This is a genomic window from Streptomyces acidicola (assembly GCF_009377235.1).
GTDB classification, from domain to species: Bacteria; Actinomycetota; Actinomycetes; order Streptomycetales; family Streptomycetaceae; genus Streptomyces; species Streptomyces acidicola.
In genome coordinates, this window is record NZ_VMNX01000182.1 from 1 (window position 1) to 18,824 (window position 18,824).

Annotated in this window: 17 protein-coding genes; 8 read left to right on the forward strand and 9 right to left on the reverse strand. The window is 70.4% G+C overall.

The features are described from left to right. Positions 1-401 precede the first annotated feature (401 nt). On the forward strand, positions 402-2,048 hold the full coding sequence (locus FPZ41_RS33650) for an alpha/beta hydrolase (protein WP_322621057.1): 1,647 nt from the start codon (positions 402-404) through the stop codon (positions 2,046-2,048). A gap of 132 nt (positions 2,049-2,180) precedes the next feature. On the opposite strand, the gene FPZ41_RS33655 is transcribed toward FPZ41_RS33650, so the two are convergent. Further along, positions 2,181-3,155: a helix-turn-helix domain-containing protein gene (locus FPZ41_RS33655; protein WP_152867385.1), complete on the reverse strand. Its 975-nt coding sequence runs from the start codon at positions 3,153-3,155 to the stop codon at positions 2,181-2,183. Positions 3,156-3,293: 138 nt separating this feature from the next. Here FPZ41_RS33655 and FPZ41_RS33660 point away from each other — a divergent pair, with 138 nt between their 5' ends. Next, positions 3,294-3,905 carry an ATP-binding protein gene (locus FPZ41_RS33660; RefSeq protein ID WP_194236296.1) on the forward strand — a complete coding sequence of 204 codons (612 nt, stop codon included), beginning with the start codon at positions 3,294-3,296 and terminating at the stop codon, positions 3,903-3,905. 17 nt (positions 3,906-3,922) lie between these two features. Here FPZ41_RS33660 and FPZ41_RS33665 read toward each other — a convergent pair whose 3' ends face one another. Continuing rightward, positions 3,923-4,582 carry a response regulator gene (locus FPZ41_RS33665; protein WP_152867387.1) on the reverse strand — a complete coding sequence of 220 codons (660 nt, stop codon included), beginning with the start codon at positions 4,580-4,582 and terminating at the stop codon, positions 3,923-3,925. A gap of 2 nt (positions 4,583-4,584) precedes the next feature. Further along, complete coding sequence (locus tag FPZ41_RS33670) at positions 4,585-5,562, reverse strand: HAMP domain-containing sensor histidine kinase (protein ID WP_322621058.1); 978 nt, start codon at positions 5,560-5,562, stop codon at positions 4,585-4,587. Positions 5,563-5,850: 288 nt separating this feature from the next. On the opposite strand from FPZ41_RS33670, the gene FPZ41_RS47430 reads away from it, so the two are divergent. The 5 genes from FPZ41_RS47430 (at position 5,851) to FPZ41_RS33690 (ending at position 11,722) form a co-directional block, all read left to right on the forward strand. Further along, positions 5,851-6,012, forward strand: coding sequence for a hypothetical protein (locus FPZ41_RS47430; protein ID WP_194236298.1), 162 nt, complete (start codon positions 5,851-5,853; stop codon positions 6,010-6,012). Positions 6,013-6,107: 95 nt separating this feature from the next. Continuing rightward, positions 6,108-6,398, forward strand: a complete 291-nt coding sequence (locus FPZ41_RS33675; RefSeq protein ID WP_152867388.1) for a DUF3040 domain-containing protein — start codon at positions 6,108-6,110, stop codon at positions 6,396-6,398. Positions 6,399-7,097: 699 nt separating this feature from the next. Continuing rightward, entirely contained in the window at positions 7,098-8,315 is a 1,218-nt protein-coding gene (locus FPZ41_RS33680; protein ID WP_165935002.1) for a cation:proton antiporter, read from the forward strand. Positions 8,316-8,418: 103 nt separating this feature from the next. Then, the gene (locus tag FPZ41_RS33685) at positions 8,419-9,474 is read left to right on the forward strand and encodes a PucR family transcriptional regulator (RefSeq protein ID WP_152867389.1); all 1,056 of its coding nucleotides are present in this window, start codon (positions 8,419-8,421) and stop codon (positions 9,472-9,474) included. A 349-nt stretch (positions 9,475-9,823) separates the two neighbouring features. Then, positions 9,824-11,722: an NAD(P)-binding protein gene (locus FPZ41_RS33690; protein ID WP_152867398.1), complete on the forward strand. Its 1,899-nt coding sequence runs from the start codon at positions 9,824-9,826 to the stop codon at positions 11,720-11,722. 33 nt (positions 11,723-11,755) lie between these two features. Here the strand turns inward: FPZ41_RS33690 and FPZ41_RS33695 are convergent, their stop codons facing one another. From FPZ41_RS33695 to FPZ41_RS33715, 5 genes are read right to left on the reverse strand one after another with little or no spacing between them, the layout of a single operon-like run. Continuing rightward, positions 11,756-12,418: a nucleoside/nucleotide kinase family protein gene (locus tag FPZ41_RS33695; RefSeq protein ID WP_152867390.1), complete on the reverse strand. Its 663-nt coding sequence runs from the start codon at positions 12,416-12,418 to the stop codon at positions 11,756-11,758. Beyond that, positions 12,415-13,314: a sugar phosphate isomerase/epimerase family protein gene (locus tag FPZ41_RS33700; protein WP_152867391.1), complete on the reverse strand. Its 900-nt coding sequence runs from the start codon at positions 13,312-13,314 to the stop codon at positions 12,415-12,417. The genes FPZ41_RS33695 and FPZ41_RS33700 overlap by 4 nt, the downstream gene beginning before the upstream one ends. Positions 13,315-13,327: 13 nt before the next feature. Beyond that, positions 13,328-14,110, reverse strand: a complete 783-nt coding sequence (locus FPZ41_RS33705) for an ATP-binding cassette domain-containing protein (RefSeq protein ID WP_152867392.1) — start codon at positions 14,108-14,110, stop codon at positions 13,328-13,330. Continuing rightward, positions 14,107-15,093 (reverse strand): ABC transporter permease, encoded by a 987-nt coding sequence (locus FPZ41_RS33710; RefSeq protein WP_152867393.1) that lies wholly within the window; start codon positions 15,091-15,093, stop codon positions 14,107-14,109. The genes FPZ41_RS33705 and FPZ41_RS33710 overlap by 4 nt, the downstream gene beginning before the upstream one ends. Positions 15,094-15,127: 34 nt before the next feature. Next, on the reverse strand, positions 15,128-16,201 hold the full coding sequence (locus tag FPZ41_RS33715; RefSeq protein ID WP_152867394.1) for a sugar ABC transporter substrate-binding protein: 1,074 nt from the start codon (positions 16,199-16,201) through the stop codon (positions 15,128-15,130). 134 nt (positions 16,202-16,335) lie between these two features. Between FPZ41_RS33715 and FPZ41_RS33720 the strand changes: the two genes are divergently transcribed. Next, positions 16,336-17,556, forward strand: a complete 1,221-nt coding sequence (locus FPZ41_RS33720) for an ROK family protein (RefSeq protein ID WP_152867395.1) — start codon at positions 16,336-16,338, stop codon at positions 17,554-17,556. Positions 17,557-17,633: 77 nt separating this feature from the next. Here the strand turns inward: FPZ41_RS33720 and FPZ41_RS33725 are convergent. Beyond that, positions 17,634-18,824, reverse strand: a 1,191-nt coding sequence (locus FPZ41_RS33725; protein WP_322621059.1) for an adenosine deaminase family protein, incomplete at its 5' end; no start/stop codon positions are given.

Consider the following 18,824-nt stretch of genomic DNA (forward strand, 5'->3'; position numbering starts at 1 on the left):
CCCCCACGCTGCCCACCCGGGCAGCGCACAGCCGCACCGGCATCATGCGCCACCTCCACGAGGCCGCCCGCGGAGCACACTGCTGACCACCGTGCCCGGGCCCCGGCCGGAGCGAGCGCCGGCGAGGCCCCGGACCACGGATCAGAACTGTCGCCCGTGCCGCCGGTGTCCGTGAAGCCACTGTGTCTGCCAGACGTACGCGGAGATCCGATGTCGCCGCTGCGCTGAGGCGGGCCGCACCTCGCTGAGGGCGGTCCGTCCCCTACAACTCGGGTACCAGCCACCACTGTTGTGTCATTCCCAGGGTGGAGGGGAGGTGCAGCCCGGCGAGGGATCCGCATGCGTGGCCGGTTCCTGAAAGATCTTTCCTGTCCGAACACGCGACCGGAAGGATCGATATCGTGCGCAGACGACGTCTCGCGCCCCTGTTGGCCGTGAGTGTCACGGCAACGCTGGCTCCCGTGCTTGCCACCTCGACGGCCACCGCTGCTCCGGCCGCCACCCCGTCCACCGCCTCCTCGTCCGCCGCCACGGGTGCGCTGAACCAGTATGTGAAGCAGAAGCCGCAGTGGAAGCGGTGCGAGGCCGACGCTCCGGCGGAGTTCGAGTGCGCCACGATCAAGGTTCCGCTGGACTACCGGGTTCCCGGGGGCAAGCGGATCGACTTAGCCATATCCCGGATCAGGAGCACCACGCCCGACAAGCGGCACGGTGTCCTGTTCTCCAACCCCGGCGGCCCGGGGGGACAGGGGCTCTACATGCCGCTGGGGTTGCAGGAGCGGCTCCCCGAGTCCGCACAGCAGAAGTACGACCTCATCGGCTTCGACCCGCGCGGTGTGGGACAGAGCAGCCCGGTTTCCTGCGATCTGGAGCCGGAGGAGGAGAACTGGCTGCGGCCGTACAAGGAGGAGACGTTCGACAAGGACGTCGCCTGGGCACGCGACGTCGCGAACAAGTGCAAGGAGAAAGCGGGCGACACGCTCCCGCACATCACCACGCGCAACACGGCGCGCGACATGGATCTGCTCCGGGCGATCCTCGGTGAGAAGAAGATCTCGTACGTGGGTTACTCGTACGGCACCTACCTGGGCGCCGTCTACACCCAGCTCTTCCCGGGACGGGCCGACCGGTTCGTGCTGGACAGCGCGGTCGATCCGGCGCGCGCCTGGCGAGGGATGATCCAGTGGTGGGCGGAGGGCGCCGAGCCCGCGTTCGACCGGTGGACCGAATGGGCCGCCGAGCGTTCGGAGAAGTACGGCCTCGGGGACACCCCGAAGGAGGTCGACCGGACCTTCTGGGACCTGGTCGCGCAGGCCGACGAGAAGCCCATCGAGGTGGAGGGGCAGCCGACCACCGGTGATGACATCCGCAGCGGCATGCGCGCGGCGGTCTTCAGCCCGGAGTACGCCACCGAGGGGGTCGTGGAGCTGAAGAAGGCCGCGGCCGGTGAGCCCGCCTCCGTGAACAGGCTCGCGGCGTTCGCCGGATCCGAGGGGACCGGGACTGCGGGCGCCGCCGTCGATGCCGCCGAGGTGCCGTCCGACAACATGACGGCGAGCTTCTGGGCCGTGGTGTGCGGTGACAACTCGGCCGCGTGGTCCCGCGATCCTGAGAGCTACCGGCAGGACGCCATCGGGGACAAGGGCCGTTACCCGCTGTTCGGTGACTTCGCGTCCAGCATCAAGCCTTGTGCGTTCTGGGACAAGTCCGTGGAACCGGCGACCAACGTGAACAACAGGGTCGGCTCACTGGTCGTCCAGAACGAGTGGGACTCGCAGACTCCGCTGCCCAGCGGTCAGGCCCTGCACGCCGATCTGAAGGGCTCGAAAATGGTCACCGTCCTCGGCGGCGAGGGCCATGGCGTCTACCCGAACGGCAACGCGTGCACGGACGGCACGGTCACCGACTACCTGTTCAGCGGCAAGCTCCCGGCGAAGGACGTGACCTGCGAGGCGACGGCCGACTCGAACGCGGAGGCACGGAAGAACCAGAAGCGGGACGTGCTCCCCGGGTCTCCGCTCCCGGAGCGTGCCCCGGACCGTTTCTGAGCCCGGTCGCATGGCCCATTGCCGCATGGCCTATTGCCGCATGACCCATGCCGCATGGTTCATTTGCCGCGTGGCCCACTGAAGGTGGGGCGGGACCTCCTGGTGGGGTCCCGCCCCATCGTGCGACTGGTCTTACCCGACGTGCAGCATCCGGTAGCGGCTGGGACTTGCCCCGTACGCTCTGGAGAACGCTCGACTGAAGACAGCCGCATCCCGGAAGCCGTATCTGGTGGCCACTTCGGTGACCGGGGAATGCTGTGATCCGGGAGCGGTGAGCGCGTGTCGGGATGCTTCGAGACGTCGTTCCTTGATCCAGGCGTGCACCGTGAGGTCGTGACGGGCGAAGAGCCGGTGCAGCGTCCGAGGCGAGAGGAAGAACTCCTGAGCGATCCGCTGGGGGCCAAGGGCCGGGTTGTCGAGATGCGTTTCAATGTAGGCCCGGACTCTCTGGAACAGGTCGGTCTCCCCGGTCGTCTGGTCGACGTGTCCCGCTTCCAGAGCCGCGGTGATGGTGAGTTCTGCTATTTCGTCGGCCAGTCGCGCGGAGTTGGCGACTGACAGCCCTGTCCGGTTCATGACCAGTTGGCCGAGCATCGGCGAAAGGATCAGACCGACCCCTTCGCGGCTACAGAGGGTATGCGCAGTCAAGCGCCGGCCTTCCGCATCGGACAGCGGCACGGTTTCGCGGGGCCAGGTGAATACCAGCAGCCGCCAGTCTCCGGCCAAGGACCAGGTGAAGGGCCGCGCCGTCTCGTAGAGGGCGAAGTCGCCGTCGGTGAGGGTGCAGGTCCGTCCGTCCTGCTCAAGGTGTCCGGTGCCACGTTCGACCAGGCCCACCTGGAGCAGGCTGCGGTTGTCGTGGGACAGCAGCCGGGGTGTGCGCGTGAACGTCTGCGGCGTCGAGGCGACGGCAGAGGCCGTGAGGTGTCCGATCTGCCTCGTGTGCACCGTCCCGGTGAGCGCGGAGGCATCCGAGGGGGCGATCTGGAGCGAGACAAACCTCTCCCAGATGACGTCCTTCCAGGCGCCCAAGGAAGTCACCTCATCGATGAGGGCTCCCGGAGTACCGGTCGGGAGCGCCAGACCGCCCTGGTCCGCGAACTCCATGTGCACATGGTATGCGCGCCGGAGACTGCCTGGTCAAACGAGATGTTTTACGACATGTCACGCAGGGGCAAGTGGGTGTCTCCGACGGTCAAGAAAAGAGCCGTTCGGATCCGTAACGTCAGTGCCACAGGGCACGTCATGGGAGCCATGGTCCTCGGGATCAAGGATCTGGACCTCAGCACACAGCGCTTCCGCGCCACTCAGGACAGGGACACCATGCACCAGAGCCACACCACCTGCAGGCCGGAGGGCGCGCCTTCTTCCCATACGGGCGCCTCTGGCGGGAAGCGTCTGACGCGCGGACCGACTCTGCCGGCTCAGCTCCCCGCCTCCGGCACGCCCCAGGGAGTGATCTGCTGGCTTCTGCCGGCAGAGCCCGCCACCGTGCCCGGGGCCCGGCACCGGGCACTGGACATGCTCCGGGCGTGCGGCCTGGACGCGGAGGGGGATGCCGCTGCCGCACTGGAAGTGATCGTCTCCGAGCTGGTCACCAACGCGGTGCTGCACGGCGCGGGCGCATGGCTGACCCTCGGCATGGGCATCCGCGGTCGTGAGGTGTGCGTGGAGGTCCAGGACGGCTCGGCCGCGCCGATCGTGAAACGGGCGGCCGCGTGCGAGGGGGAGAGCGGGCGGGGCCTGGCGCTGATCGCGGCGCTGGCGTCGAACTGGGGGACGCGGCTCGTGCCCGGTGGCAAGACGGTGTGGGCGACCCTCGTCCTGCCCCTCTCGGCCCGCCGGGCCGCGCGGTAACCACGTACCTCGTGTGGTCAGGGTTCGATCAGTCCGACGCGGATGGCGTAGCGGGTGAGTTCCAGGCGGTCCTTCAGGCCGAGTTTCTGGAGCAGGTTGGCGCGGTGGCGTTCGACGGTCTTGGGGCTGATGACGAGAAGGCCGGCGATCTCCTGTGAGGTGTGGCCCTCGGCGACGAGCTTGAGGATCTCCTCCTCGCGGTCGGTGATGGCCCTGGCGGGCAGGGCGCGGCCTTCCCGGGCGAGGTCCAGGTAGTTGCGGATGAGGGCTTTGACGGCTCCGGGGTAGAGGAAGGGCTCGCCGCGCATGGTGGCCCGGCAGGCTTCGACGAGGTCCCGGTCGGCGACGGATTTGAGGACGTAGCCGGAGGCTCCCGCGGCTAGGGCTTCGAAGAAGTACTGCTCGTTGTCGTACATCGTCAGGATCAGGATGCGCAGGTCCGGCTCGGTGCGGGAGAGCTCGCGAGCGGCCTGCAGGCCGGTCAGGCGGGGCATGGCGATGTCGAGGATGGCCAGGTCCGGGCGGTGGGTGCGGGCCTGAGTGAGGGCCTCCGCGCCGTTGTCGGCCTCGGCGATGACGGTGAGGTCGGGTTCGCTGTCCAGGATGAGGCGAACCCCGCGACGGACCAGGGCATGGTCGTCGGCGAGGAGGATTCGGGTGGGCGTGTGCTCGTTCATGGTCAGCGGGTCCGGTCGGGAACGGGGGCGGATACAGGGGCAGGGGCCGGGGCAGGGACAGCCAAGCGGACTTCCGTGCCGCCTTCAGGGCCAGAGCCCACAGCGAGGTCCGCGCCGATCAGCAGCGCGCGTTCGCGCATGCCGCGGATACCCGCGCCTTCGGGGGCGTCTTTGATGCCGTGCCCGTCGTCGCGGATGCGCAACTCCACGCCGGTCGCCGTGCGGTTCAGGGCGAGTTCGGCGCGGCGGGCGTGTGCGTGGCGAGCGGTGTTGGTGAGCCCTTCTTGGGCGACGCGGTAGAGGACCAGTTCCGTTTCGTGGCCGAGGCGCGGCAGGTCCGCGTCGAGGTGGTGCTGGACGGTCAGGCCAGGGCTGGTGAACTCGGTGGTGAGGGCTTTGAGGGCGCTTGCCAGACCGAGTTCGTCCAGGACTCCGGGGCGCAGGCGCCGGGCGATACGGCGGATTTCGTCCAGGCTGCCCCGGGTGGTCTCCTGCACCTGGTGCAGTTCCTCGCGCAGATCGGACGGGGCATGTCCGGCGACGCGTTTGAGCTGGAGCAGCACGGCGGTGAGGGTCTGGCCCACCTCGTCGTGGAGCTCCTGCGCGATGCGGCGGCGTTCGGCCTCCTGGGCGGACAGGGCACGGGCGCTGCTGGTGGCGCGTTCTTCCTCCAGGCGGTCGAGCATGGTGTTGAACGTGGCGATCAGCTCGGCGACCTCTCCCTGGCCGGCGACCACGGGACGCTGTCCCGGGCGGAGCAGGTCGATGGTCGTCATGACGCGAGTGAGACGTTGCAGCGGGGAGAGGGTGACCCGCAGCAGCAGCCCGTTGGCGATGAGCATGACACTCAGGCCCACCGTGAGAACCGCGGCCTCAGTGAGCAGTACCGGGGTGGAAACGGTCACCGGTCCCAGCAACAGGGCGGTGGCGGTGATGAGCACCACGGCGTTGAGCAGGAAGATTCTCCAGAACAAGGGCACCGGGTACCGCCTCCTCGACGTGGTCCTCACTCCCCGTACCGCCTCCCCGGGCAAGTGGACGGTGGGCCTGCTGGTCACTGAAGTCTGCCTGGGTCCGAGGCAGTCGTCTGTTCCAGCCTGGGCGCCGGCCGGGGTGGGTGTCCATCGGGTCTGGCACCCATTTCACATCGTGGCTACAGGTCTGGCCTGCCCGTATTTGGGTGCCAGACCCGATGGTGGCCGCGGTCGGCCGCGGGTGAGGGTGTAGCCGATCCCCCCTTCTCGGATCACGAGAGGAGCCCGGCAGCCATGCACGTGCCACCCCGGCGTCCTGGCCACACCGAGGCCGTTTCCGGCCCGGTCCTGCTGGTGCTGCTGTTGCGTCGTACCGCGGCGAGGTGGGTGCGCCGCATGGCGGGCGCCGGCACGGCCGGAACGGGTCGGCGCGGTGTGGGGGAGGGGGCGCCGTGAGTGTGGCGGCGTGGCTGGTGTTGTTCACGGGGCTGGACGGGCCGCACCCCTGACCGCAACGTCCGACTGCCGCCCGGTGCCGGGAGGGAAGCGTCATGGCCGAAATCGACGACCAGCGGCTCCACGAGATCGAGGCCCGCATGCACCGCGACGATCCCCGGTTCGCCCACGCCCTCGGAGCCGGCAAGCCCTGTCGCCCCAGCGAGTACCGGCACACACGGGCCTGGCTGCTCCTCGCCGTCGCCCTGGTCGTGCTGGGCACCGGCACTGCCCTGGCCCACGGGTTGCTCATCGCCGCCGGCCTGGTTCTCGCAGGTGTGGCCGGGGAACTGTTCGACCCCGAGCGGGCCGTGCGCAGGCACCGCAACCGTCCGCCCCGGTCCTGACCGCAGCGATGACATGAGGACCCGTCGCGCACCTGGAGTGCGGCCGACGCCCCAGCACCCCTCCCCGGCGGAACAGCGTCAGGCGGACACCTGTTCGCCCAATTGCCGCGATCCGCGGGCCATTTGCTGATGGTGTGTGGCTACACATTCCTTATGCGTCATTAGTCGTACGGTAAACTCCTTTACCGAGCCAGGATGCTCTATTGAGCGGCCAATTGCTCATTCTTAGGGGATTGCATTTCCGGCGGGGCTGGATCTCGCTGCGACGGGGGGACGTGACATGGGCCGTGCTGTCCACGCCTTTGCTCTGCCCGCCACCGTGCCCTCCTGCCGCCCGCCCGTCCCTGCTGTCAGGGCCGCGCGCATCCACAACACGGCTCGTGACAGCGTGCCCGAATCGGGCAGCACTGTTCCCGGCGTCTGACCTTCCGGTCCGACGCACACGCCAGGCGCTCCCTGACTGAATCCACATCCACCCGACCGGCGACCTGCAGATGACGGCCTGCCGATGCGCACGCGGCCTGCGACCACCTGCGGCACCGACACCCGGTCAGGCATGCCCGGACCCCGGATGACGTCATCCCGCTCGCCCGGCCACATCGCGCCGACCCCACCCGCAGCACCCGCAGCACCCGCTCACCGCCCGTTGCCGAGAAGGCACAGAAGCCGTCGCCGAACCGAACCGGAGGACCGACGCCCGTGCACGACACCACCGCCATGCTCATCGAACTCGGGGCCATCATCCTCGCCCTGGGGCTGCTGGGGCGCCTCGCCGGACGGGTGGGCTTCTCACCCATACCCCTCTACCTTCTCGCCGGACTCGCCTTCGGCCACGGCGGCATCCTGCCCCTGCAGGCCAGCGAGGAGTTCGTGGCCACCGGCGCCGAGATCGGCGTCATCCTCCTGCTGCTCCTGCTGGGCCTGGAGTACAGCGCCTCCGAACTCGTCACCAACCTCAAGACCCAGTACCCCTCCGGCGCGGTCGACTTCGTCCTGAACGCGGTACCCGGCGCCGCGATGGCGCTGCTGCTCGGCTGGGGGCCGGTCGCCGCCGTCGCGCTGGCGGGCGTCACCTGGATCTCCTCGTCCGGGGTCATCGCCAAGGTCCTCGGCGACCTCAGGCGGCTCGGCAACCGCGAGACACCGGTGATCCTCAGCATCCTGGTCCTGGAAGACCTCTCCATGGCGGTGTACCTGCCGATCCTGACCGCCCTGCTCGCCGGGGTGAGCCTGGCGGGCGGTACCGTCACCCTGCTGATCGCCCTGGGCACGGTCGGAGCCGTCCTGTATCTGGCGCTGCGGCACGGCCGGCTGATCAGCCGTGCGGTCTCCTCCGAGAACGCGGAGATGCTCCTGCTGGTCGTGCTCGGCCTCACGCTCCTCGTCGCCGGCATCGCCCAGGAACTCCAGGTCTCCGCAGCCGTCGGTGCCTTCCTCGTCGGCATCGCCCTGTCCGGCGAAGTCGCCGAGGGAGCCAGCAACCTCCTCACCCCGCTGCGGGATCTGTTCGCCGCTGTCTTCTTCGTCTTCTTCGGCCTGTCCACCGACCCCGCCGACATCCCGCCGGTTCTCCTGCCGGCGCTCGCCCTCGCCGTCGTGACGGCCTTCACCAAGATCGCCACCGGGTACTGGGCCGCTCGTCGCGCCGAGATCTCGGTCAAGGGACGTTGGAGGGCGGGCGGAACGCTGGTCGCCCGCGGCGAGTTCTCCATCGTCATCGCCGGACTCGCCGTGGGCGTCGAACCGCGCATCGGCCCTCTGGCCACCGCCTACGTCCTGATCCTGGTTGTCCTCGGCCCGCTCACCGCCCGCTGGACCGAGCCCCTCGCGCGCCGCGTCACCCGTACCCGGCAGGAGCCGCTGGAGGCCGCCGTGGTGGCCGAACCCGTCGAGGCAACGGCGCACGCCAACCGCTGAACGCGCAGGAGCGGGGCATGCTGGTGCGGCATCGCGCAGGCTCCAGCTCTCCCCACGGCCGCGCCAGAACGGCCGACAACATCCGAACCGAGGGGGAAACGACATGACCGTCCAGACCGCCGACGAGACGTTCCTCAAGGGCTTCGAGCGGATCCTCACGGACGCCGCCACCACGGGCCGCCGCCTGACCCGCGACGAGATCGAGTCCCGTCGCGCGCTGGGCGCCAGGGCGGCCGAAGCCGGGCACGGCTGGCGTGCTCTGGTGCGCGCCCACATCACCGCCGGCCGCGAGCGCCACCCCGCGGCAGCCGATCCGGACCATGTCCTGACCGTGATCGAGCAGGCGGTCGATGCCTTCGCCGACGGATACGAGCGTGCCCAGCGACTTGTCGTCCGCAAGGAGGAGGCGGCCCGGCGCGAGTTCATCGACGACCTGCTCCACAGACGCGGCGACCCCGGCCAACTCGCCTCGCGCTGCGAGCGGTTCGGGCTGCGCCTGTCCCGCGGCCATGCGGTCGCCGTGGCCGAGGGGCCGGAGGCCTACGACGAGACCGACCCCGTCCCCCGGCAGGTGGCGGACGACTTGTTCGCACGGTTCGAAAGCCGCCGGATCCTGTTCACCACGAAGGACGGGCGCATGGTGTGCATCGCCCCCGGTGACCAGCAGGACGTCCTCGTCCACTTCGCCAAGCTCGTCTACGCCGCCACCGGCGCCAGCCAAGTCGCCATCGGCCGCCCCCGGACCGGTACCGTCGGCATCGGCCACAGCTACGAGGAGGCCCTCAACGCCCTGGACGTCGCCCAGCGCATGGGCCTCGACGACCCGCTGCTGCGCGCCGCCGACCTGCTGGTCTTCCCTGTCCTGGCCCGGGACCGGCAGGCGCTGGTGGACCTGGTGGACCACACTCTGGGGCCGCTGGCGCGGGCGCGCGGCGGAGCGCAGCCGCTGCTGGACACCCTCACCGCGTACTTCGACAACGGCTGCGTGGCCGCCGCGGCCGCCCGTCAGCTGTCACTCAGCGTGCGCGCGCTGACCTACAGGCTGGAGCGCATCCATACGCTCACCGGCAGCGACCCCACCGACCCCGCCCACCGCTACACCCTGCAGACCGCCGTGCTCGGAGCCCGGCTGCTCGACTGGCCGAACAGACCCCTGTGAATCGGCTTCAACGGGCCCCGTGAACAGGCTTCATCGGTGAGGGCGCCGGGACGCGGGGCGGCGTGGCCACGGCTCGTCTGCGCCCCTGTGACGCCATGTCAGAAGCCTGTTATGTTCCCAGCGATGTGCCGGGAAGTCTGGTCGGCGATCTTGACGGAAGCAGGCGGCCGAAGCAGGCGGAGGAAGCTTTGCCGATCGGGGGTCCGGAAATGACGCTCAGCGCGCTCTTCAGGGTGGTTGGTGGAGTGGTGCCCCTCCCAGCACCGCCTCTCACCAGCCTGACCTGGGGGTGCGGTACCGAGTGATCACGTTGCCTCAGCCCGCACGCGGCGTACCGCGTCCGGGACACATGATCGTGTGCGGCGACGACACGCTCGCCGAGCGGCTGGCCGCCGAACTCGCCACGGTGTACCGGGAGCGGGTCACGCTCGTCGTACCGCCCTCACGACGGCCCGGCGCCACCACCGGATGGTCACGCGCCGCGGCACTGCTCGCCCGGGTGCAGGCCGCCATGAGCCGTACGGAGTCCTCGGCCACCTCCGGCGACACCGCGACGCCACGCATCATCGAGGCCGACGCACTCGACGAAGCCGCCCTGGACGAGGCGGGCGTACGCGAGGCAGCAGCACTGGCCCTGGTCCATGACGACGACGAGACCAACATCCACGTCGCGCTGGCCGCCCGCCGCCTCAACCCCCGGCTGCGCCTGGTCATCCGGCTCTACAACCGCAGGCTCGGCCAGCACCTGGAAGAACTCCTCGACCAGGCCGCCACCCTCACCGTCCCCGGACTGGACCCCGAGGCCCTCGACACCTCCACCACCGTCCTCTCGGACGCCGACACCGCCGCGCCCGCACTGGCGGCCACCGCCGTCGCCGGCACCAGCAAGGTCGTTCAGGCCGACGGACTGCTCCTGCGCGCCGTGGAACGCACCCCAGCCGGCCACGCCCAGGATCCCGGCCTGTGCACCCTCGCCCTGCTGTCCTCGACCACCAACGACCCGGCAGGAGCGGAGGGTTCGGACGCCAGCGGCCGGGAGGCCCCCATCCTGCTGCCCGATGACGACACGATCGCCGGCGCCACCGGACACGACACCGTCGTCCTCGAAACCGTCACGCACACCGCCTCAAGCTCCGGCCCGCGACGGCTGGCGAGACGCGGACTGCCGCTGAGTTCGCTCTTCTCCCGCCGACTGCGCTGGTCAGTGGCCGGGCTCGCGGCCTGTGTCCTGGGAGTGGCCGTCGCGACCTGGCTGACCACCGGCGACCATCCGCTGCACGCCTCGTACCTCACACTCCTCGATCTCTTCGCGATGGGCGACCCGGCGCTCGGCGAGCCCTCGGCACGCCAGGTGCTCCAACTCCTCGCCGGCCTGGCCGGACTGCTGCTCATGCCGGTGCTGCTCGCGGCCGTCCTGGAAGCGCTCGGCGCCTTCCGTACCGCGTCCGCGCTGCGCCGGCCGCCGCGTGGCCTGTCCGGCCACGTCGTCCTGCTCGGTCTCGGCAAGATCGGCACCCGGGTGCTGGTCCGGCTCAGGGAACTCGACATTCCCGTGGTGTGCGTGGAAGAGGACCCCGAAGCGCGAGGCATCCCGCTCGCCCGCCGTCTGCGCGTCCCCACCGTCATCGGTGACGCCACGCAGGAAGGCGTGCTGGAGGCCGCCAAAACGCATCGCGCGCATGCTCTGCTCGCTCTCACCAGCATCGACACCACGAACCTGGAAGCAGCCCTCTACGCACGCTCCGTCAAACAGGACCTGAGAGTGGCGCTGCGGCTGTACGACGACGACTTCGCCACCGCCGTCTACCGCACCCTGCGCACCGCCCACCCCCGAGCCCTCACCCGCAGCCGCAGCGTCTCCAGCCTCGCGGCACCCGCCTTCGCCGGGGCCATGATGGGCCGCCGGATCCTCGGGGCCATACCCGTCGAACGCCGCGTGCTGCTCTTCGCCGCTCTCGATGTCGCCGGGCACCCGCAGTTGGAGGGACGTACGATCGCCGAATCCTTCCGCCCCGGAGCCTGGCGTGTCCTGGCCCTGGACACGGCCGGGCCGGACGAGCGGCGGCCCGACCTCTCCGCTCCGCCCGCGCCCGACGGCGCCGACCGTCCCGGCGGACTCGTATGGGACCTCCACCCCGGCTACGTCCTGCGAGCCGAGGACCGTGTGGTCCTCGCCGCCTCCCGCCAGGGCCTGGCCGAACTCCTCGGCCGACAGCCTCGACTCCGCGTACGAACCACCGACACGTAACGGCGCCGTGCGGTGGCGCGCCGGTGGCCCCGCCTACCGCCGTGCCGCAGGATCGCGGGGGCCCGGCAGGTCCGCCCCGGGAATGACCAGGTCCGCCCGGTCACGGGTGCCCGCGACGAGATCCGCGTTGCGCTGGTCGGTGCCCAGGACCCAGGCGACCGCCGTGTCGTGCGGCTTGCCGAACTCCTCGTGCCGTGCCACGAGTCGGCGGATCCTGACCTCCTCGTCCGCATCGCAGAACCACACTTCGTCCAGCTCCGGACGCACGCGCGCCCAGGAACCGGTCTCCAGCAGAAGGTAGTTGCCCTCGGTCACGATCAGGCGGGCCGACGGTGGCACGGGGAGGGCACCCGCGATCGGCTGTTCCAGTACGCGCTCGAAACCCGGCGCGTACACCACCTCGCCGGTCTCCTCGCGCAGCCGCCGCAGCAGTGCCGCGTACCCGGCCGCGTCGAAGGTGTCCGGCGCGCCCTTGCGGTCGCGGCGGCCCAGCCGGTCCAGTTCGACATCGGCGAGGTGGAAGCCGTCCATCGGGACGTGAGCGACCCAGGGCGGTCCGTCCCCGTTGAGCTCGCGCACCAGGTGTTCGGCCAGCGTAGTCTTGCCCGCGCCGGGGCTGCCGGTGATACCGAGGATCGCCCGGCCGCCGGGGCGGGCCAGGGAAGCGGCCCGCCGCAGAAGGTCGTCGACGGTCATGCGCGGACGCCGCTCACTGCCAGGTGCTGGGCGATGAAGCCGCGCGCGTGACGTGCCAGGTCCTCGCCGTCGGACCAGAGGTTGCGCCAGATGGCGAGGTCGGCGGAGAGCCCCGGTGCCACCACGGCGGAGGAGAAGGACTCGAAGGTGATGGGGCCGCGGTAGCCGATGTCGGCGAGCGCGTGGAAGAAGGCCGTGAAGTCCAGATGGCCGGAGCCGAGGTAGCCGCGGTGGTTCTCGCCGATGTGGACGTAGCCGAGCCGGTCGCCCGCCTCGCGCACGGGCCGGACCAGGTCGTCCTCCTCGATGTTCATGTGGTACGTGTCCAGGTGGATCAGGACGTTGTCCTCGCCGATGTCGTCGGCGAGGGCGAGCGCGTCGCGGGCGGTGTTGACGACGTTCGTCTCGTACCGGTTGCAGACCTCCAGGCCGAGCGTCATGCCGAGCCCGTGGGCCTCCTGCGCGAGCCGCCGCAGGACGGAGACGACGTTGGCGCGGCCCGCGCTGCTCAGCGGGGCGCCGTACTTGCCGAGCGCGCTGTAGAGGGCGCCCGTGAAGTGCGTACCGCCCAGGCCGTGAGTGACGGCGAGCGAGTCGTGCAGCAGTTTCTCGCCGCGCTCGACGACGGCCGGGTCGGCGCTGGAGACATCGGCGTCGAAGGCGAGACCCCGCGAGCACGCGACCTTCAGGCCCGCGTCGGCGATCTCCTTGCGGGCCGCGCTCACGTCGAGGTTGACGGAGTCGTGCAGTGACAGCTCCAGCAGGTCGAATCCGGCGGCCCTGGTGCGCTCGACGGCGTGGCTCACCGAGGCGGGCGAGGTGTCGCCCACCCAGACGAGGGCGTGCACTCCGATCGGGTTCGGGGCGGAGGTCGCTACGGTCTTCGCGGCGGTCATGGAAGGGGACTCCTCAGTCAATCCGGGCTCCCGTGATGAGGGAGACGATCTCGTCGCCGGTGGTCTCGGCGGTGCGCCGGCCACCGACGCAGCGGCCGGCGCGCATCACCCACACCTGGTCGCTGAGCCGCATGACCTGTGCGAAGTTGTGGCTGATGAGCAGCACGGTGTGGCCGTCGTCGCGCAGCCCATGGATCAGGTCCTCGACCTTCGCGGTCTCCTGGACGCCGAGGGCGGCCGTGGGCTCGTCCATGATGACCAGCCGCGAACTGAAGCCCGCCGCACGGCAGATGGCGACGGCCTGACGCTGTCCGCCCGACAGCCGGCGTACGCGGGAGTCGACCGCGGGCACGTTGACCGCGAGGGCGGACACCATCTCCTTGGCCCGCTTCTGCATGGCCCGCCGGTCCAGGAAGGCGACGGGGCCGAAGCGGCGCACCAGCTCCCTGTTCAGAAACAGGTTCTGCCAGACCGCGAGGTCCTCGACGAGCGCGAGGTTCTGGTGCACGGTCTCGATGCCGGCGTCGCGGGCGTCCTCGGGCGAGTGGAAGTCGACGGGCGAGCCGTCGAAGAGGATGCGCCCGCTGTCGGGACGGTGGACGCCGGAAATGCAGCGCACGAGGGTGGACTTGCCGGCGCCGTTGTCGCCCACGAGCGCGGTGATCTCGCCGGGCCGCAGGGTGAGGGACACCTCGGAGAGGGCCCGTACGCTGCCGAAGGACAGCGAGACGTCCTCGCAGGCGATGAGGGGTTCGGCCACGGCGGCCGGCCCGTCGGAGGGCAGGGGGTGGGTCATCGCTGGAACCTCGTGAGGAAGGCCGCAAGCACCACGACGATGCCGACGGACAGCGGCTGGTAGAACTGCGAGACGCCGAGCAGGGTCAGCCCGTTGACCAGTGCGGTCAGCAGCAGCGCTCCGATCACCGGGCCGATGATCGTGGCCCGCCCGCCGAAGAGGCTGACCCCGCCGAGCACCACGGCCGCCACGGAGTTGAGCAGGAACGAGGTGTTGGCGGCGGGTTCCGCGGCGCCGACCCGGGCCACCAGGAGGATGGAGCCGAGCCCCGCCAGCACACCGGAGATCACATACACCGCGATCTTGATGCGGGCCGTGCTGATGCCCATCGCGGACGCCGACTCCGGTGCGCCACCGGTGGCGAGCACATGCGTGCCGAACCTGGTGTGGAACAGCACCACATGCGCCGCGACGGCGACACCCGCGGCGATCAGGAACGTCCAGCCCAGCACTCCGAGACCGCCGGTGGACAGCTTCAGCAGCGATGCGTCGACGACGGTCACGGGCTTGCCGTCGGACAGGATCAGGGCGAGTCCGGACGCCGCCGACAGCGCGCCGAGCGTGACGATGAAGTCGGTGATCTTCCCGCGCGCCACGATGAGCCCGTTGGCCACACCCACGGCGGCCGAGGCCGCCACCGCCAGCAGACACGCCGGGCCGAGCCCCCAGCCCGCCTGGTAGGCCTGGCCGAAGGCGACCGCCCCCAGCGTCATCGCCGACGCGATCGACAGGTCGATGCCGGAGGTCGCGATCACGAACGTCTGGCCGACGGCCAGGATGATCAGGATCGCCGCCGCCACGAGCATCGACTGGATGTTCCCGACGCTCAGGAAGGTCGAGTTGGCGCTCTGAAAGACGATCACCAGCACGACGAGCCCGACCAGCGCGGCCCAGTCGGCCCAGAAGCCGACGTCGCGCAGGCGCGCCGCCCAGGCCCGGTGGTCCGGCCCTCGCTGAGGAGCCGCGAGTGTTGCGTCAGTCATGGTCTTCCGTTCTTCCGGCGGCACGGCTGCCGGGTTACTTGTCGGGCGTCGTGAACGGGTCGTCATAGCTGCCGAAGGGCTTCGGAGTGCTGGCCAGCGCCTTGTCCGCGTCGGCCTTGGTGACGAGCTCCACAGGCGCCTTGACGTTCTTGGGCAGGGTCTTGCCCTTGGCCGCCGCCTGGCAGGCCTCCACGCCCATCTGCCCGATGGTGTACGGGTACTGGGCCACCGTCGCGTCGAGCGTGCCCGCCTTGACGGCCTCCAGCGCGTCCTTGATGCCGTCGACGCTGATGACCTTGACCTTGCCCGTCCTGCCCGCGTTCGCTATGGCCCGCGCGACACCGAGGCCCATGTCGTCGTTGGCGACGAAGAAGCCCTTGAGGCCCGGGTGCGCGCGCATCACGTCGGTGGCGGCGGTCAGCGCCGTCTGCCGGTCCCAGTCGGCGGCGACGGTCTGTACGACCTTCAGGTCCGAGCCGATGCCCTGCTTGAAGCCGTCGACGCGGGCGCCGCTGGTGACGTCACCGGCGATGCCGCCGATCACGGCGACGTCACCGCCCTGCGGCAGCAGCTTCACCATCTGCGCGCCGGCCGTCTTTCCGGCGTCCACGTTGTCCGTGCCGATGTACGTCGCGGGCGTCGCGTTCGCCGCCTCGGCGGCCTTCGCGTCGATCGGGTTGTCGATGTTGACGATCGTCTTCTTCGCCATGGCGACCTTGGCCAGCCCCTGCACCAGGTTCGTGGCGGAGATCGGGTTCACGATGAAGCAGCCGTACGACTGCCCGGAGAGACCGGCGAGCTTGTCGGCCTGGCCCGTGGTGTCCGTGATCGAGTTGGCGGCCTGCACCTTGACCGAGACGTCGCCGGCCTTCGCCTGGGCGCCGATGCCCTGCTCCATGCTCTGGAAGAAGGGGTTGTCCAGTCCCTTGATCACGGCGGCGTACTTGGTGCTGCCTTCCGCCCCCGAGCCCGACGAGTCGCCGGAACCGCAGGCGCTCAGTGCCAGCGCCCCGGTGACGGCCAGCACGATCCCGGTGACGGCGGTGCGGCTGCCGGAGGCTCTGACCACGGCGGCCCGGTTCCTCACGGCTTTGTGAAGTGTGTGCATGGGGGTGTCCCTTTCCCACTGGATGCGGCTAGACGGTACGGCTCGTTATGGGAGCTGGCAATGCCTTCTTTCGACTTTTTCCGTCAAAACTTTTGCTATTTCCGTACAGTCGCCGTCATAGCTAAGGTGTCGGGGTGGATACGACGAACGCAGCCGCCGCGCGGGCCGGGACCAGTCCGGGCGAGATCCTGGCCCTGTTCCGCGACGTCATCGACGGCCTCACGAAGACCGACGTCGTGCAGCACACCGGCCTGTCGCGCACCACGGTCAATCAGCGCCTCGACGGCCTGCTCGGCGCCGGTCTGCTCGTCCCGGCGCCCCGGGACGCCCGCACCCGCGGCCGCCCGGCCGGACGGTTCGTCGTCAACCGCAGCAGGGGGGTCCTGCTGGTCGCCGACCTCGGCGCGACCGGCCTGCGCACCGCGGTCTGCGACCTGGCGGGCGAGGTGCGCGCCGAACGGGAGGCCGCCTCCGACGTGACCACCGGACCGGAGGCCGGACTCGCCGTCGTCGAGGGGCTGTTCGCCGAACTCCTGGCGGAGACCGGGTACACGGAGAGGGACGTCCTCGGTGTGGGCGTCGGTGTGCCGGGCCCGGTCGACTTCGCCACCGGACGCGTCGTCAGCCCGCCGATCATGACCGGCTGGGACCGCTACAACATCCCCGGCCGCCTGGGCCCCCGCTACGACTGCCCCGTCCTCGTCGACAAGGATGTCAACGCGATGGCGTACGGCGAACAGCGCCTGCGCTACCCGGACGTCGACCATCTGCTCATGGTCAAGATCGGCACCGGCGTCGGCACCGGCATGATCGCCGGCGGCCGCATCCACCGCGGCGCCGACGGCGCGGCCGGCGACGTCGGTCACATCCAGGTCACCGTCGACGACATCAAGGAACCCCCGGTCTGCAGATGCGGCAACACCGGCTGCGTCGAGGCCTACGCGGGCGGCTGGGCCCTGGTCCGCGACCTCCGCGAGGCCGGACACGACGTCAGAAGCGTCAACGACGCCGTCCGCCTCATACGCTCCGGCGACCTCACGGCCGTACGCCTGGCCCGGCGGGCCGCCCGTATTCTCGGCGTCGCCATCGCCGACGCGGTCAACATGTTCAACCCCCGCGTCATCGCGATCGGCGGCCAGCTCGCCCACACCGACGAGCAGCTCTTCGCCGGGATCCGTGAGGTCGTCTACCGCCGCTCACTACCGCTCGCGACCCGCAACCTCCAGATCGTCCGCAGCGCCCTGGACCCGCGTGCCGGTGTCATGGGCCTGACCCAACTGCTGGTCGACGGCATCTACGCACCGCACCGCGTGCAGGAACTGATCGACAGGAGCGCGGAGTCCGGCGGGCGCTGACGACGCCGTGCTGACGACGGCGGAGGAGACCCTCGGGGAGCCAACTGGGTCAGCCCCGGTTGGCTCCCCGAGTACCACTACTCGGGGTGGTGACCCGGTGCGTCCGCGGGCTCGGCCCCGGACGCGTCCAGCGCGTCGAACTCGGCGACGAACCGTTGCCGCAGCGCGGCCTTGTCGGCCTCGGGCAGCCAGCAGGCGTCGACGCCGGCGAGCGACATGGCGCGCAGCGTCGTCCGGCTCAGGCCCAGGTCGTCGGCGGCGATCCGGTACTCGTCGGTCAGCGTCGTCGGGAACAGGCCCGGGTCGTCGTCGGCGAGGATCACGTTCAGCCCGGCCTCGACCATCGCCGCGACGGACGCCCGTCGCCAGGGCCGCCAGGACCGGCGTGAGGTGGTGAAGGCGACGACGAACGGCACGCGTTCGGCACGGCATCGGGCCACGACCTCGTCGTCCTCCAGCACGTAGTAGCCGTGATCGATACGGTCGCAGCCGAGCAGGTCGAGGCAGGTGACGGTGTTGACCGCCACCGGCGCGTGCTCGGAGGAGTGCGCGGTGCGGCGCAGCCCCGCCTGCCCCGCCAGCCGGAAGGCGTCCGCGAAACGCTCCGGCGGACCCACGGTCTCCAGGTTGTCCAGACCGATCCCGGCGACGTACTCGTGCGGGTTGTCCACCACCTCGCGCACCCGCGCCAGGGCCTGCTCGGCGGTGGTGCTGCGGTCGACGGCGGCGATGAGCCGGCCGCTCATGCCGAAGTCGCGCTCGGCCAGCCGGATTCCCTCGGCGTACGCCTCGACCGCGCCCAGATAGCCGAGAGCACGCAGATGCGGCGGCACGCCGTCGAACGACACCTCCAAGTGGCGCACGGAGCTGGTGCGGTGGGCCGCCTCGAACGCCTCGTACGTGATCCGCGTCAGATCGTCGGCGTCCCGCAGCGCCTCGACGACCCACCCCGACACCTGGAACAGGGAGTAGGACACCTCCGGCTCGTCGGCGGCCCGCCCACGCGGCACCGGGATGCGGGTGTTCTCGTACAGCTTCGGGTCCGGCGGCAGCGAGTTGACGTCACGGAAGATCGTCTCGGGCGCAGCCGGAAGGTCCAGGCGGTGACGCCGGGCGAGTTCGGCGAACGTCTCGGCCCGCACGGTGCCGATCAGATGGCAGTGCAGGTCCGTCTTCGGCATCCGGCGCAGATAGTCGTCGGAATCAATGGTGGTGGTCATGGTGTCCAAGTGCGGGTGGATGGGGGAGCAGAGGAACGGGAGAGGGGG